Annotated in this window: 14 protein-coding genes; 5 read left to right on the forward strand and 9 right to left on the reverse strand. The window is 68.1% G+C overall.

Annotation, left to right across the window (positions count from 1 at the left end; translation table 11 throughout):
- Positions 1-92 precede the first annotated feature (92 nt).
- Complete coding sequence (locus CRP52_RS07215; RefSeq protein ID WP_097235644.1) at positions 93-536, reverse strand: helix-turn-helix domain-containing protein; 444 nt, start codon at positions 534-536, stop codon at positions 93-95.
- Between the two features lie 419 nt (positions 537-955).
- Here CRP52_RS07215 and CRP52_RS07220 point away from each other — a divergent pair, with 419 nt between their 5' ends.
- Positions 956-1,717 (forward strand): helix-turn-helix transcriptional regulator, encoded by a 762-nt coding sequence (locus CRP52_RS07220; protein WP_257033021.1) that lies wholly within the window; start codon positions 956-958, stop codon positions 1,715-1,717.
- 37 nt (positions 1,718-1,754) lie between these two features.
- Here CRP52_RS07220 and CRP52_RS07225 read toward each other — a convergent pair whose 3' ends face one another.
- From CRP52_RS07225 to CRP52_RS39295, 8 genes are all read right to left on the reverse strand, one after another.
- Positions 1,755-2,417, reverse strand: coding sequence for a TetR/AcrR family transcriptional regulator (locus CRP52_RS07225; RefSeq protein ID WP_179852706.1), 663 nt, complete (start codon positions 2,415-2,417; stop codon positions 1,755-1,757).
- A gap of 230 nt (positions 2,418-2,647) precedes the next feature.
- The gene (locus CRP52_RS07230) at positions 2,648-3,712 is read right to left on the reverse strand and encodes an LLM class flavin-dependent oxidoreductase (protein WP_097235647.1); all 1,065 of its coding nucleotides are present in this window, start codon (positions 3,710-3,712) and stop codon (positions 2,648-2,650) included.
- 36 nt (positions 3,713-3,748) lie between these two features.
- Complete coding sequence (locus CRP52_RS07235) at positions 3,749-4,435, reverse strand: CPBP family glutamic-type intramembrane protease (protein WP_097235648.1); 687 nt, start codon at positions 4,433-4,435, stop codon at positions 3,749-3,751.
- On the reverse strand, positions 4,432-5,199 hold the full coding sequence (locus CRP52_RS07240; protein WP_179852707.1) for a CPBP family intramembrane glutamic endopeptidase: 768 nt from the start codon (positions 5,197-5,199) through the stop codon (positions 4,432-4,434). Before CRP52_RS07240 ends, CRP52_RS07235 begins: the two co-directional genes overlap by 4 nt.
- 1 nt (position 5,200) lies before the next feature.
- A complete protein-coding gene (locus CRP52_RS07245) occupies positions 5,201-6,568 on the reverse strand; it encodes a YcaO-like family protein (RefSeq protein ID WP_097235650.1) in 1,368 nt (455 codons plus the stop codon).
- A complete protein-coding gene (locus CRP52_RS07250; protein WP_097235651.1) occupies positions 6,561-7,595 on the reverse strand; it encodes a TOMM precursor leader peptide-binding protein in 1,035 nt (344 codons plus the stop codon). Before CRP52_RS07250 ends, CRP52_RS07245 begins: the two co-directional genes overlap by 8 nt.
- Positions 7,596-7,634: 39 nt before the next feature.
- Positions 7,635-8,534 (reverse strand): SagB/ThcOx family dehydrogenase, encoded by a 900-nt coding sequence (locus tag CRP52_RS07255; RefSeq protein WP_179852708.1) that lies wholly within the window; start codon positions 8,532-8,534, stop codon positions 7,635-7,637.
- 161 nt (positions 8,535-8,695) lie between these two features.
- Entirely contained in the window at positions 8,696-8,830 is a 135-nt protein-coding gene (locus CRP52_RS39295) for a hypothetical protein (protein WP_257032335.1), read from the reverse strand.
- 397 nt (positions 8,831-9,227) lie between these two features.
- On the opposite strand from CRP52_RS39295, the gene CRP52_RS07260 reads away from it, so the two are divergent.
- The 4 genes from CRP52_RS07260 (at position 9,228) to CRP52_RS37580 (ending at position 13,635) form a co-directional block, all read left to right on the forward strand.
- Complete coding sequence (locus CRP52_RS07260) at positions 9,228-10,448, forward strand: cytochrome P450 family protein (protein WP_097235653.1); 1,221 nt, start codon at positions 9,228-9,230, stop codon at positions 10,446-10,448.
- Between the two features lie 128 nt (positions 10,449-10,576).
- Entirely contained in the window at positions 10,577-11,644 is a 1,068-nt protein-coding gene (locus tag CRP52_RS07265) for a methyltransferase (protein WP_179852709.1), read from the forward strand.
- Positions 11,645-12,879: 1,235 nt separating this feature from the next.
- Positions 12,880-13,026, forward strand: a complete 147-nt coding sequence (locus tag CRP52_RS40770; RefSeq protein WP_373560466.1) for a DUF5994 family protein — start codon at positions 12,880-12,882, stop codon at positions 13,024-13,026.
- A gap of 399 nt (positions 13,027-13,425) precedes the next feature.
- Positions 13,426-13,635, forward strand: a complete 210-nt coding sequence (locus CRP52_RS37580) for a hypothetical protein (protein ID WP_143685673.1) — start codon at positions 13,426-13,428, stop codon at positions 13,633-13,635.
- Positions 13,636-13,711: the final 76 nt, after the last annotated feature.

Consider the following 13,711-nt stretch of genomic DNA (forward strand, 5'->3'; position numbering starts at 1 on the left):
CAATCTGCCCACCCCGATCAGATTCGATATCAGTTTGTCCCGCGGCAGCCGGTTCCCCTCCGGACGTCAGCGGCGTCGACGATGTCGACCAGTCACAAGCCCCGTCGTTCCGCCTGCTCCAACTGGTAGACCACGTCGAGGAGATCCATCACCTGCTTGCGTCGCTCCGGCGACAGCTCGCCCGCGCGCATAGCCATGACCTTCACGTCGCCGCTGCCGACCGCCTTGTCGAGGCGCTCCTGCTCCGCTCGCAGGAGGCTCAGCTGGCCCTCGACCCGGTCTGTCACCTCGTCGTCGAAGAAGTACGCCGCGGGCACCCCGAAGAAGTCTGCTAGTGCCTGAAGGTGCCGGAGAGTCGGATTCGTCTTCTTGTTCTTGCGCAGCTGCCAGATGTAGCTCTGCGAGATCGCGACGCCGGCCTTGCCGATGGCGCCGGCGACGTACTCGTTGCTGTACTCCTGGCCCCCACGGGGCTTGACGGTCGCGAACAAGTGGTTCAGCTTGTCCGCCAGGCTACGGCCCACCGGCTCGGTCACAGCGGCCCCCTCGCGGCAACGGCCTGGTCTCGACTACCGTCAATCTACCTCAAGCCCCAGCCCTGCACGACAGTTGAATCATGTCCACTCCAAGAATAGACTCCCCGCAAGCAACTCCACTGTGGTTGAGATAAGACAGAAATGATCTTCGACAAGGGTGGAGATGCCGGCCGTCGAAGCTAGAGGCCGGGCAGCGTTCGGCATGCGCCGGGGGGCGGCGAGCAAGCTGACGCAGGCCGGAACAGGCAAGGCCCCAGATCCCGCAACACCCTGGCACCCGCCCATCAGGAGCGCTCCCACCGGCGAGCCCAACCCAGCCTCGCCCGGTCCTGGCGCAACCGTGCCTGGCCATAAGCAACTTACCCAGCTCTTCGACTTCCCCGGTCGAATCCACTCACCGAGCAGAGAGGGTGACGATCATGGCGGTGCAGTCGGCGATCAAGACGCGCGGCGAGCTGCAAGTTTTTCTCCACCGATGTCGCGAGCGCGCCGGCGTCTCCCAGGAGGACGTCGCCAAGCAACTGCATCTGTCCCCGCGTGGCTACTGGAACCTTGAGCAAGGCCGTATCCGCAACCCGAGCGCCGCGGTGCTCGACGAGCTCGCACGTCTGCTGGAGCTGAGCCCTGACGAGCGTTGGAGGCTGTACATGCTCACCGTCCGCCACGATCCGCCGCCGCTGGACGGCGCGACCCTCGACGAGCAGTCCACCTGGGCGGACCTGCTGTCGATGCAAGCCTGCCCTGCGGTGATCATCGACCAGGCCTGGCAGGTCGTGTCCGCCAACGGCGCCTACCAGAGCATCTTTCACGCGGCCGCTCCGGACCGACACGGCCGGGAGAATCTCCTGCGGCAGGTGCTCCTGGCGCCCCGGCTTCGTGACACCCTGCTCGGCGACTGGGACGAGGCGTGGGCCACTCCGCTGTTGAACGATCTGAGGACGGCCTGCGAGGTGTACCCAGACGCTGAGTGGCCGAAGGCGTTGGTGCGGAACGTCGCCCTCGACCCGCGCGTGCACAGGCTGTGGACGCAACTGTCGACTCGTCCTCTGATTCGCCCGGTGCCCGCTCGCCCGTTCCGGCATCGGGTGTGGGGTCCGCGCGTCACGGTGGTCGAGACCGTCCCCCGGTACCTGGCCGGCTACAAGATCCTGTCCTTCGTGCCGACTGATCGCCATCGTTGAGCCCGGCGGGGTCGGCGCATGAGGACTCAGCTGGTCCTCATGCGCCGGCCCCGCCTGCCGCCTGCGCAGCGAGACCGTCCAGCAGGCACGACAGGCCGAACTCGAAGCGGGCGTCGTTGCTCGGCCCGGTGAGCTGTTCCGCGAGCGCGACGGTGTGGGGGAACTCCTCCGGCGACAACTCCTCCAGTTCCTCCCGCACTTCGTCGAGATACTCCCTAGGGGCCTCACCGCGGGCGACCGCGCCGGACATGGGCGTGGTCTCCCACAGCACGAAGCCGTGGATGTAGACCAGGCACGTGATCAGCGCGTACGAGCTTTCCCGGTCGCCGAGGTCGGAGCCTCGCAGCCAGCCGAGCAGCCGCTCCAGGTTACTGAGCATGTGAGGCCCGAGCACGAAGCGGTTGACGAGGATCTGCGCGGCATCCCGTCTGCTCAGCAGGTATCGGCGGAACGCGTGGCCGAACTCTGTCAGGTTGGCCTTCCAGTCGCCGGACTCCGCGTCTGGCAGTGCCTCCAGGTCGAAGTCTGCGAAGAGGGCGTCGGCGAGCAGGTCGACGAGGTCGTGCTTGTCCTGGACGTGCCAGTAGAGGGAGGCGGCCTGGATGCCGAGCTCGTCGGCAACCTTCCGCATGGTGAGGGCTTCCAGCCCGTCCCGTTCGATGAGCCGGAAGGCTGCCTCGGCGACCCGGTCCAGGGTCACCGGAGCCCGATCGGCGCGCGGCGATTCCTTCCGCCGTCGCGGCGATTCCCGCTTCCGGGCCTCTGACCCTGTCGCCACCCCGTCCTCCATTCGCGCCCTCGGAGCCTATCATCAGGCCACCTAACTAACCTTGTTAGCCAGCCAATGGGCAGGGACACAACGGAGCTGCAGCCGGGAGGCTGTTGGGCTCACTCCCGACCGCAGCGGTCGTCATCGCAGGTTGCCGTGGGTCAGCGGACCTTGGGCCAGACCTCCTGCGCGAAGAGCCGAAGGTTGCGCTCCATGGACTCCGCGTTCTGCCCGCCGAAGTCGATCTGCCAGAGCATCGTGTCCAGCGACAGGGCATCGCGCAGTGCATGGATCTTCTCGACGACGGTGCCCGGGGATCCGAGCACGCCGGTCGCCGTGGAGCGCAGGTCGGCCTCCGACGTGTTCAGAAAGGTCTTCCCGGCCGCGGAGTAGCCCGGGTAGGCGGAGGAGGTGACGCCGGCCCAGGAGTCGGCCGCCTCTCCCCAGACCTGCAGGTACTCCCGCAGGAACGGCGCCCCGGCCGTGTACGCCTCGTCGTCCGTCTCCGCCACGTGGAGCGGGACGCTGAGGGCGACCCGCGGTTTGCGCCCCGATGCGCCGTGCTCCTCCTCGAAGGTCTCGCGGTAGACCTCCACCATCTCCCGCATACGCGGGAGTTCCTCCTCTCGGGGCGGGGAGGCGATCAGCAGTGAGAAGCCCTTCTCGCCGATCCAGGCGAAGCTCTCCCTGGACCGGACAGCCGCCACCCACACGGGCGGGTGCGGTGTCTGGGTCACCGGCGGCAGGGAGGTGGCATCCGTGTAGCGGAAGAACGGCGTGTCCTCGGAGGTCTTGTCCTCGGTCCACAGCCGCACCACGGCCTCGATCGTCTCGGTGAACCTCGCGCGGCTTTCGTCCAGGTCGATGCCGAATGCTTCGAACTCGTACGGCAGCCAGGCCCTCGCGAAGCCCACGTCCAAACGGCCGCCGCTGATCGCATCCAGCTGGGAGGTGTCCGCCGCGAGCTGGATGGGGTGGTGGAACGAGGCCTGGATGCCGCCGGTCATCAGCCTGATCCTGCTGGTCTGGGCCGCGACCGCAGTCAGGAACGCGAGCGGGCTCGGACAGTAGCCGCCGTAGTCCTTGAGATAGTGCTCGGTCATCTTCACGTACTCGAAGCCGAGCTGGTCAGCCAGCCGAGACGCTCGCAGCACGTCGGCGTAGTACTGGGCCGCGGAGCGAAGATGCGGCCGGCAGTCGGGCAGGAGAGATATCCCGTACTTCATGATGTTCCTCCTCAACAGGTGTACGAGGTTGGGTAGTTACAGGACAGCCAGGGCGAGGAAAGTGCCCTGTGCCACGGCGAGGGGGATCAGACTGTGCGTGTGTGCATAGAGGAGGCCATGGACCACGCCGGTTACCACGCCCACGACGCCGGCGAGGTACCGTCCGTCCCTGTCGCGCACGGGCAGTACAGCGGCAAGCAGCGAGCAGCACGCCGACAGCGCGACCGCCAGACCGGCGCCGCCGCCCCTGGCCAAACCGAAGACGGCTCCCCGCAGGAGTAGTTCCTGGGCGAGCCCGACCAGCAGAAACACTCCGGCCGCTGCCGGCCAGGGCAGTCTCTGTGCCAGTCGGCGGTAGGGCCGGACAGCTGTGCTGTGCAGCACCGCCATCCAGTTGTGGCTTCCCACCGATTCGCGGCGCACGGCGCTCGCCACCATGGTCGACAGCAGCCCCGCGACTGCCAGCTCCCCTGCGCCGACGGCCGCGCCCAAGGGCACGAGCACGATGGTGCTCGCGCCGGAGCCGATCCCTGTCCTGGCCGGCCACCACAGCGGCAGAAGGAGCCCAAGGACCACGCACCAGGTCGCCACCTGCGAAATGACCTCACCGCCGACCACCGCAACCAGCCGTACGTTCAGCGCCCGGACGCCGTAGCGACCTCCCACGCCGAGGACGGCGAGTGCGACGGCACCGCGCAGCAGCGGTTCCAGCAGCGTGCTCATCCGGTGGCCGCCTTCGCGCGGGCGGCCGTGGTGCGCTGGTACAGGCGCCAGACGCGGATGTTGAACAGCGTGTGGCCGATGACGGCGGTGAGCACGGTTCCGGTGGTCAGCGTTGCCGCGAGGGCGAGTACAGACAGAGGAAGCTTGGCTGCGGCCTGCCGCCAGCCGAACGGCAGGTGCGAGAGAGCGAACGCGGCCGTCGCGCCGACGAACAGCAGCACCCCGACCGGGAGCGGGATCCCGGACAGTGCGAGGTGCCCGAGCGCCCCGCGGTACCAGGCCTCTTCCAGCACAGCACCGGCCACGAGCCAAGGCAGGCCGACGTGGATCTCACGCTGCCGTTCCGTCGTGCCCCACCGGTTCGCGGGCATTGACCGCTGCGCAGCCGTCGCCGGGCGCGCCCCTCGGGCCGCGATCCCCACCGGGCGCGTGTGCCGCACGACCCGGGCGGTGTTCGGCGCCGGCCGTCCCGGCCGCCTGCCGAGCTTCCTGACCAGGTACCGGTCGGCTCGCCAGGTGATCTCGGCGAGCACGATTCCGCCCGGCGCGGCAGCGGCCAGGCAGGGCCATCGGCCTTCCCAGAGCATGCCCGGCCCGAGCACCGCGAGGGCAAGCCCGGTAAGCCCGGTCATCAGGACGAAGTAGACGGGGAGCGTCGGCAGGTTGCGGGACCTGGTCTCGATCCACCGGCCGTGGACGTGGGAAGCCAGGACCATCGGCGCGAGTCCCCACAGCACCAGGACGGCGAGGAGGTAGGCGCGCATGTCACGGGTACGGGTGCGGAAGCGGATTGACGAAGCCGCCATAGCCCGCGAACCGGCGATGCGCGGCGGGAGGCGCGCTGGGCAGCGGCAGGCTCAAGGTGTCCGGGGACCATACCCGCATCACGGTGAAGCCCAGGTCGCGGATGTCCGGTGAGGTCAGGTCGTTCCAGTACAGCCGCTTGCCGGTGCGGCGGAAGGCGTCCACGACCTCCCGCACGATCTCGCGAGAGGACCGTGCGTCGTCCGCCGGAAGGTCGTTCGCGGGCAGGCGAACGCTGCGGGCGAACCGCTCCTCCACCTTCTGTGCCCCTTCGGGGCTCGCGTAGTAGCCGACGTTGGACTCCAGGTCGAACATGGTGTCCAGTCGCTCTTCACCGGCCGCCAGCTTGCCGTCGGCAGCATCCAACTGCGCTTGGAAGAAGGACCAGTTCGCCAGCGCCTGGACGCCCACGGTCTCCAGGAGCGAGCGGTAGACGGCCCTCTGGAGGCTGCTGCCGCTGCCCAGGCCGACGCTCACCGCCGGGACCACACCTGCCCGCGAGCGCAGCAGGCAGGCCACCGTGAAACCGGGAAGATCAGGGTTCGGCAGGTAGTGGAACTCGGGGGCGACCGTGCCTTGGTAGTGCCGGTTGATGAAGGCCTGAAGAGCTCCGAGCCGGTGGTCCGGTTCGATAAGCACGCTCGTCATCGTCCCGTGCCAGTGCCCGACGGCCGTGTCGATCTGGACGAGTTCGTGCAGCGCCCCGCTGAGCGCGGCTGTGGGAGAGGTGTGCGCGGCCGTGCCGGTGGTGACCGCGGACACCAGCCAGGGCTCCTCGGCGGCGGGGAGGTAGCCGAGCAGGAACTGCTGGGCCGGTACCATGGCCTCGGTGTCGTCGGTCAGCGACGGTACGCGGATCCAGCCCATCGGGGCCGCCGGGTCGAAGGCCTGGTAGAGGAAGTCCTTCCTGGACAGCTGCGTGCGCTCGAAGAACGCGAACGCCTCGGCCTCCAGCACCGGCTCGCCTCGCCGGACCATCTCGGTGTGGCTGGCGATGGTGACGGGCAGGCGGCCCTCGGCGACCACCGCATGGCCGGCGTAGCGTTCGAGGGTCTCGCCGAGCACCCGGATGCGGCTTTCGAAGGGGACGAATCCGTACCCGCCGATGTGGTACGAGCCGGGCTTGGGGGCGGACCGGTCCTGCCACAGGTGTACACCGGTCAACTCGGCGCCCTCCACGAACAGTCGTGGGGCGCGCAGGTGACGGTTGAAGCCGCCCATGGAGGTGATCAGGCCACACAGCCGGTTGTGCATCCGGGCCTGTAGGGACCACGCCCGCTCGTCCTCGTCGCGGAAGACACGCGGTGCCAGGGTGGTTGCCTCACTCATTGATCCACGCCCTGGCGTCGAAGTACAGACTGGAGTCGTCGCGCCCGCGCAGGGAGCCGCACGCCCGGCAGCCTGGCAGCCGGAGGAACTCGTGGTGGGCGATCTCCATGGTGGGCAGGTAGATCCCCAGGGTCTTGCCGATCGTGAAGGTGCTGCCGGTCTTGAGGAAGTTGACCGCCTCCAGCGCGGTGTGCCCGGCGAGCGTCGTCCGCAAAGCGGCGAGCATCGGCGGCGTGCCCGGGACCACCTGTCCCTCGGCCAGCGCGGTCTTGTACTTCAGGTAGCTCGCGCTCTCCCGCAGGTTCATGGTGACCCGGGTCTCGAAGCACTCGTAGCAGGGGGAGCTCTCCGGCACGATCGTCGGGCCGACGAAGAGGAACGGGCCGTCGATGGCCGCGTGCGTCCACGGCACGCCGAGTTCCAGAGCGATCCGGTTGAACACCTGGGACTGGACGGGGTTGACCGTCTGCTGCGCCCATACAACGTAGGCGCCACGCAACTGCGCGAACCGCTCGGCCAGTTCGGCCAGGCGCAGGCCGTCGTGCAGCATCGCCGGGTCCGTGGCGGCGAGGTCGCGGGCCAGGGCGTCCTCGGGTCCGATCCGTTCGATCTTGGCGACCTGGGCGTCCCCGAGCAGCCCGGCGATCCCGTCGGTGAGCACGGGGTCGCCGATCAGCACGGCGCGGTCGGTCTGCTGGCGGGCCCCGTCGTCGACCCGGAGGGCGTTGACGTGATCGAGGTAGGCGTCGAGCGCGTTCGTGGAGCCCCACTCGATGGCGTCGAGCGTGCGCAGGTGATCGACGACGGCCTCGACGGTGGACCGTGAGACCCCGTGGGCGCGGGCGAGATCGCGGTGGCTGGTGGTGCCGTCGAGGCCGGCGACGAGGCCGAACAGCTTTCCTTTGCCGGACTCGTCCGTGATCGTGAACGACTTCGGGTTCCATACTCCGACCCGCAGCTCCACGACATCAGGGCTGTGGCCGATCACTGTCATCGCGCGCTTGAGACGCGCCTCCGCTTCGGGCATCGGGACTCCATGGTGGGTGAACAGGTCTACGGTCAGGGGCTACTGGGCGACGGCGCCGAGGAGCACGAGGTGGACGACGGCTCGGAACACGCCGTCGACGCCCAGTGCCCGGTGGGTCTCGTCGTCGAAGTAGCCGGAGTAGTCCAGGCTGCCGACTTCGAGCGCGGTGGCCGTGAGGTGAACGTTCTGGGAGATCGCCCCGGTCTCGTGCAGCAGGAAGCGCATGCCGCGCGGACCGTACTTCCGCATCGAGCGCCAGGGGCTCCCCACGAAGAGAAGAACCGCCGAGCCGGAGGCAGTCAGCCCGCCGGGGCCCAGGTCGACGCACGAGTCGAGCAGCGGCTGCAGGGTGTCCGCGCCGGCCCACAACTCCAGTGCGTCCTCGTGGGGAAGATAGCGGTAGACACCGCGCGCAAGACCGGTGACATCCAGGGCCGCGACCCACAGTTCCACCGGATACAGGCCGCCGGCGCTCGGAGCGGTCCGTAGACGCAGCACTGCCTCGCCGCCGCCGTCGAGCGGTGCGAGGACCTCCGCTGTCTCGGAGTTGCCGTAGCGCAGCAGGGTCGCGACCTGTTCCAGTGAGAGCGGTCCCCTCGCGAACTGCCGGGCGCTGCGCCTGGTTGCGATCGCGTCCGCCAGGTCCGCCGCCGGTGGCTGTGCTTCGGGCAGGGCGATGCGTTCCGAGCCATCCCCAGGTTTCTTGGAGGCCTGGGCCAGTGCGATGGTGACGGGATCGGAGAAATAGTGGGCGACGGAGAGCTGCGTTTCCCGGTCGTGCCGAACATTCCTGCTGGCTATGAGGAATTCCTCGGCGGTACGCGGGAGCACATTCGCACTCGACAGGTTGTCGAAGCGAAGCGGGTGCGTTCGCAGTCCGACAGAACGGACGCCGGGGCTGACCTCGCGGGTTTCCGTCGTTATCAGGGAATCGCGCACCCCGGAGGCGGTGCCCGGAGAAGTATCAGACAATCGGGATCACCTTTTCAGTTACCCGGCCGGGTGCAGCTGACGTCAGGCCGGGCTGATTGGAGGATTCGGGCAAGGCCGAGCAGGCCGGGCCCTGGCCTGCTCGGCTTACCTCACCCGGCTGGGCCGGCTCAGCTCTCGCGGACGATCGCGGCCGAGCAGCAGCAGGTGCCCGGAATCACGATCTCCTCGTCACGCCCACCAGTGAGGGTGACCTGCGCCGTGGCGTTGCGGTGCTCGACCCTGGCCTGAGAACGAAGCTCCATTTGTTTCACCTCCTTGTGGCGGAAACATCGGCCTGACGGCCTGTCCTGAGGAAACGGCTACCACGGGATGCACCCGTAAACGGAATCCCTGATTCGGCGAGCCGTGTTCCTGGGCGATCAGTCCTTCGCGGACCGCCCGGAATGACTCTCTAACGAACGCAGGTTGTGGTCAACGGGCCATGAACAACATATGCGAATCGAAGATCATTCGAATGCTTACGCCGACCTGCGCTCGACTGGTCGTGATAGACGAATATCTGTGGCATCGCGCGGTCGGGCCTGCGTGCCGGCCCGGATCGCCCAGCTCGGGACTTCCGGCCCTTGATCGGCATGCGCCTGCAGCTCACCGCACTCGAACCGTCCGGTTCCCCCGTGCTCCCAGACGAAGGAGACTCAGATGGCCTCGCCCGTCCCTGTGCTACCGCAACCGTTCCGGAGGGAGTTCGCCGCAGCGCCGTACGTCGCGTACCGCCGCCTGATCGAGGCCGGGCCGATCCACCAACTGGAGGTCGCTCCTGGCCTTTTGGCCTGGGCAGTCTGCGGCTACGAGGAGGCTCGCGCACTCCTGATCGACCGCAGGCTGAGCATCGAACCAGCCTCCACCACCTCGGAAGTCCGCGGGGTGCTGCTGTCCCTGGCCACGGAGGAGAAGCAGTCGCTGTACGGCCGCCATCTGCTGGCGACCGACCCGCCGGACCACACTCGCATGCGCAAGGTCATGTCGGCCGCTCTGACGGTTCGTCGGCTGCGATCGCTGGAGACCCGCGTCCAGGAGATCACCGACGCGCTACTCAACGATCTCGCCGACCGTGAGCGCGCCGACCTCCTCACCGACTTCGCTCTCCCGCTGACGATCCTGGTCCTGGTCGAGCTCATCGGCCTTCCCACCGACGGGGCCGTCCTGTTCCGCGATCTCGGGCTGCAGGTCCTGCGCGGCGACGCGGAGCACGACGGCGTCTTCCTCCACGTCATCCAGTCGCTCGCGGCGTACCTCGGCGACCTCATGGCCGATCCGCAGGCTGTCTCCCCCGATGGGCTCATGGCGCTGCTGCTCGCCGCGGAGAGGCGCATGGAGATCTCGACCGACGAGCTCAACTCCCTGCTCTTCCAGCTCTTCTTCGCCGGCCACGAGAGCACCGGCTACTTCATCGCCAACGCGATCGCCACCCTCCTGCAGCACCCCACCGAGCTGGCCCGGCTGCGGCAGGACCCTGAGCTGATCGACGGCGCGCTCGAGGAACTACTGCGGTTCGAAGGCTCGGTCAAGTCCGCCACCTGGCGCTTCCCCACCGAACCGATCGAGGTTGCAGGCGTCCTCATCCCGGCCGGAGATCCCGTGCTCGTACTCTTCGGCGCGGCGAACCGCGACCCGCGACAGTTCGACCACCCGGACCGGCTTGACCTCGGCCGCACCTCCACCGGGCACCTGTCCTTCGGCCACGGCGCGCACCACTGCCTGGGTCACGCCCTCGGGCGGATGGAAGCGAAGATCGCCGTACTCTCACTCTTCTCCCGCTTCCCGGACGTGCAGTTGGACGGCCCGTACGAGGAACTCCCCTGGCGGCACAACATGGTGATGCGAGGCATGAGCCGGCTCCCGGTCGTGCTCTCCCGCTGACCGCGCCCCGAGGCCGCACTCGCCCGTACACCCCGCGCAGCCGAGCACCAAGCCGCCCGGGAACCAGCCATCGATGCAAGCCCACCATGCAACGCGTAACGACAGCCCGACGTACTCAGGGAGTCACTGTGCCCGCACACCAGGACACCAACCCGGCTACCCCGGCCGACCTGCTCTTCCCCGCCTGGATGCCCCCGCATCTACGCCTGATGCAACTCATCGCAGCCAAGTGGATCACCCAGCCACTGCTCGCCCTGACCCATCTCGGAGTGGCAGACCTACTCCAGGCCGGCCCCCGCACGGTCGAGGACCTCGCGCAGGATTGCGGCGTCCTGACGGATCCGCTCCGGCGTTGCCTGCGCGCCGCAGCCGGCGTCGGCGTCTTCGCGGAAACGGAGGACGGCTGCTTCACCCTCACCCCCATGGCACACCACCTGAGCAGCGGCGTCGACCTCAGCCTGCGCGACCTCACCCTGCTGCTCGGATCGGAGCCCACCACCCGATCGTTCGCCGGCATCCTGGACGTGCTCAAGACGGGCCGGCCCAGCTTCCAGACCGCCAACGGTACGGCGTTCTTCGACTACCTCGACCGATCACCCGAGCTGGGCACCATCTACCAGGGGGCCTGGGCGCCGCTCACCGCGGGGGTGGGGCTAGCTCTGCTCAAGGCCGTCGACTTCGCCCAGTTCGACACCGTGGCAGACCTCGGCGGCGGCAACGGCACCCTCCTCCGAGCGATCCTCGACGCCCACCCGTCGCTGAAGGGCGTCCTCATGGACCGCCCGAAGGTGCTGGAAGAGGCCCATCCCGGCCTGACGCAGGGCCAGCTGTCCCAGCGGGTCGAGCTCTTCGCCGGAGCACTACCTCGGGACATCCCGACCCAGGCGGACGCCTACCTGATCAAGAACACCCTGCACTGCTTCGACGAAACGGTGGCCGCCGAGACCCTGCTGAGCATCCGCGCAGCCATCGGCGACCGGAAGGACGCCCGGCTCTTCCTCATCGAGTCCGTGATCACCCCGGGCAACGAGTACGACTGGGGACGCTTCGTCGACATCGAGGTCATGGTGAACTGCGGAGGGCGCGTACACACGCTGCCCGAGTGGGAGAAGCTCCTCGACACTTACGGCTTCGTGCTCGACGACGCCAAGGACCTTCTACCGCCTCAGTGGCTACTCACCGCCCGTCCGAAGTGAGCCTCTGAAACCTGAGACGGATACGCAGATCGGCCCCTTCGGTCCGAGTGGCAACCGGGAGTACCGCTCTGTCGAAAGTGACTTCGTCCTGCTTGCAAGACGAGGCCTGGTCGCTACGGGCGAGCTGAAGCAACCAGGCCGAGGTCCCGATGCGGGGCTGTCATTCGACCACGGGCGGTTGACGGCCCGCCGGAGCGGCGGAACAGCCCGGTGGATTTGCCGCCCGTGCCGACATTCCCGCCGGCACCGCCGAGGCCACCACCGACACCTGTTCCGAAGCCCCAGCACCCCCGCGGGCCTGCACTAGCGCCGCAGAATCCGCCGCCCACCGGGGAAGTCGTCGTGGGCGGCGACCAGCTATCGAGCCCGGTGCCAGGCGAGGTGGGCGGCTGGTTGCCTGACTTCAGAAGCGGGTCTGTCGGCGCGCACTTGATCGACGGAATGAAGTGTGTCAGGGCCCTTCACGTCCAACCTCCATGACGCCTGATGCCACCCCATGACACCCAATCCGTGAGAAGCGCGTGAGAGCCAGCACGCGAGCGGGAGATCGAAAGTGATCCGCTCACCCAGGACAATGAGACTTCCTCCGCTCCAGAGCCCCCGATGTCGCTCTTCGGAACAGCGCGGCCGCGACGGTCGGCTCCAGATCAAGGAATTCTGCATCGTCCACCGACAGACATAGTGACGGGAGCCACCGGCCTCCCACGCAGACCATTACGCTCGACCGCCCCACAAAAAAGGCCGCCCCCGCATTGCTGCGGAGGTGACCTTTCCGGCCTGCGCAAACGTAACACCGACCGGGACAACAGGATCTGAATCCACGCCCCCGCAACCCTACGATCTTCCCACCGAAAGGGCAGACACTCGCGAGATCACGAGTCGCGGATCCAGGAATCCTGCCTCATTGATCCACATATTCGCCTCCTCGCGATCGTCCCACCGGTTACTTCTCCCGGCACTTTCCAGAATACTCCGCACTGCTGGAATCCGAGCACCTCTTGCACATGAATTCTTTTTCAAAAATTACCGCACGCTCATGTTTGACCGTCATCCGATAAATACCTTGGGCCGCACCCGACAGCGGCAAGATCCTGCCTGGCTGAAGTGCCGCGGGCCAGGGCCGGCGCCATGCCGGGACAGGGGAAGTGCTGGTGAGACGTTCGCCGGTCCATCTTGAGGCAAGGCAGGGAGCCGACGGTGGAAGGACTGCCCAGCCACCGGGGCCGGAACCGCCGGTGCGCCTCGCACTGACACCGGAAGGAGCCACCCCGGGACAACTGGACGGCGCCCGGCGGCCCCGCTCGCACGACCTCCTGCACGAACTCCCCCCGCTGGCGGCAGCACTGGCCCCACATGGGGGAAGATCACACCTGTCACCGTGAATCCGACACATCGGCTGGTCATCCCCCGGCGGGTCCCGTCGAAGGCCACGTCATCCACGTCGGATGGTTCGAGCAGGAGCAGGACGCGGACGAGGTGATGGTGTGCTCCTTCGTCCCGCTCCGCCTGGAGCTCCTGGTAATTCCCCCGAGGCCGAGGCCTCGGCCGCCGCCGAGTGGCTGACGACCTCGGCGCCCGCCCCGGCCAATGCCCGCACCGGCACCGACGCATCCGCAGCGCTCCGCTCGGATGCGGTCGGGCGCACCGGACGGCGGCCCGGCCTGACCAGGGCACGGGGGTGGGCACCGGGCCCCCTGGGGGCGGGCCGCGAGGGTCGGACGGGTGCACGGCACGACAGGGCTCCGGTGGCGGACCCGGGATCGGACCTGGACAATCGGGTCATGGCAAGCCTCGAAGCGAACCCCGGGACGGTGCATCTGGCCCACGAGGCGGGATATGTCAGCCCCGGCGTCGCGCTGGGCGAGTCGGTCAAGGGCATAGTTCGCATCGACGAGCGCGGATGGGTGCACGTCACTCAGGCGGACGGATCTCGGGTGTCGTTCCCGCCTCATGCCGTAGAACGCGTCAACTGGGGCGAGCCTGCTTCCTAGACGCCGGGGGTCCGCTCCTCGCCGTGGATATGGGCTCACGTCTCCGGGACCGCTCATCGAGCAGCGGGTCGCACGA

It is taken from the genome of Streptomyces sp. 1331.2, from assembly GCF_900199205.1.
Classification (GTDB): domain Bacteria; phylum Actinomycetota; class Actinomycetes; order Streptomycetales; family Streptomycetaceae; genus Kitasatospora.

What these genes read in the sequence shown, in the direction of transcription:
- CRP52_RS07220 (WP_257033021.1), top strand. Translation starts at nt 956, where the DNA reads ATGGCGGTGCAGTCGGCGATCAAGACGCGCGGCGAGCTGCAAGTTTTT.
- CRP52_RS07230 (WP_097235647.1), bottom strand. Translation starts at nt 3,712, where the DNA reads ATGAAGTACGGGATATCTCTCCTGCCCGACTGCCGGCCGCATCTTCGC.
- CRP52_RS07235 (WP_097235648.1), bottom strand. Translation starts at nt 4,435, where the DNA reads ATGAGCACGCTGCTGGAACCGCTGCTGCGCGGTGCCGTCGCACTCGCC.
- CRP52_RS07240 (WP_179852707.1), bottom strand. Translation starts at nt 5,199, where the DNA reads ATGCGCGCCTACCTCCTCGCCGTCCTGGTGCTGTGGGGACTCGCGCCG.
- CRP52_RS07245 (WP_097235650.1), bottom strand. Translation starts at nt 6,568, where the DNA reads ATGAGTGAGGCAACCACCCTGGCACCGCGTGTCTTCCGCGACGAGGAC.
- CRP52_RS07250 (WP_097235651.1), bottom strand. Translation starts at nt 7,595, where the DNA reads ATGCCCGAAGCGGAGGCGCGTCTCAAGCGCGCGATGACAGTGATCGGC.
- CRP52_RS39295 (WP_257032335.1), bottom strand. Translation starts at nt 8,830, where the DNA reads ATGGAGCTTCGTTCTCAGGCCAGGGTCGAGCACCGCAACGCCACGGCG.
- CRP52_RS07260 (WP_097235653.1), top strand. Translation starts at nt 9,228, where the DNA reads ATGGCCTCGCCCGTCCCTGTGCTACCGCAACCGTTCCGGAGGGAGTTC.
- CRP52_RS37580 (WP_143685673.1), top strand. Translation starts at nt 13,426, where the DNA reads ATGGCAAGCCTCGAAGCGAACCCCGGGACGGTGCATCTGGCCCACGAG.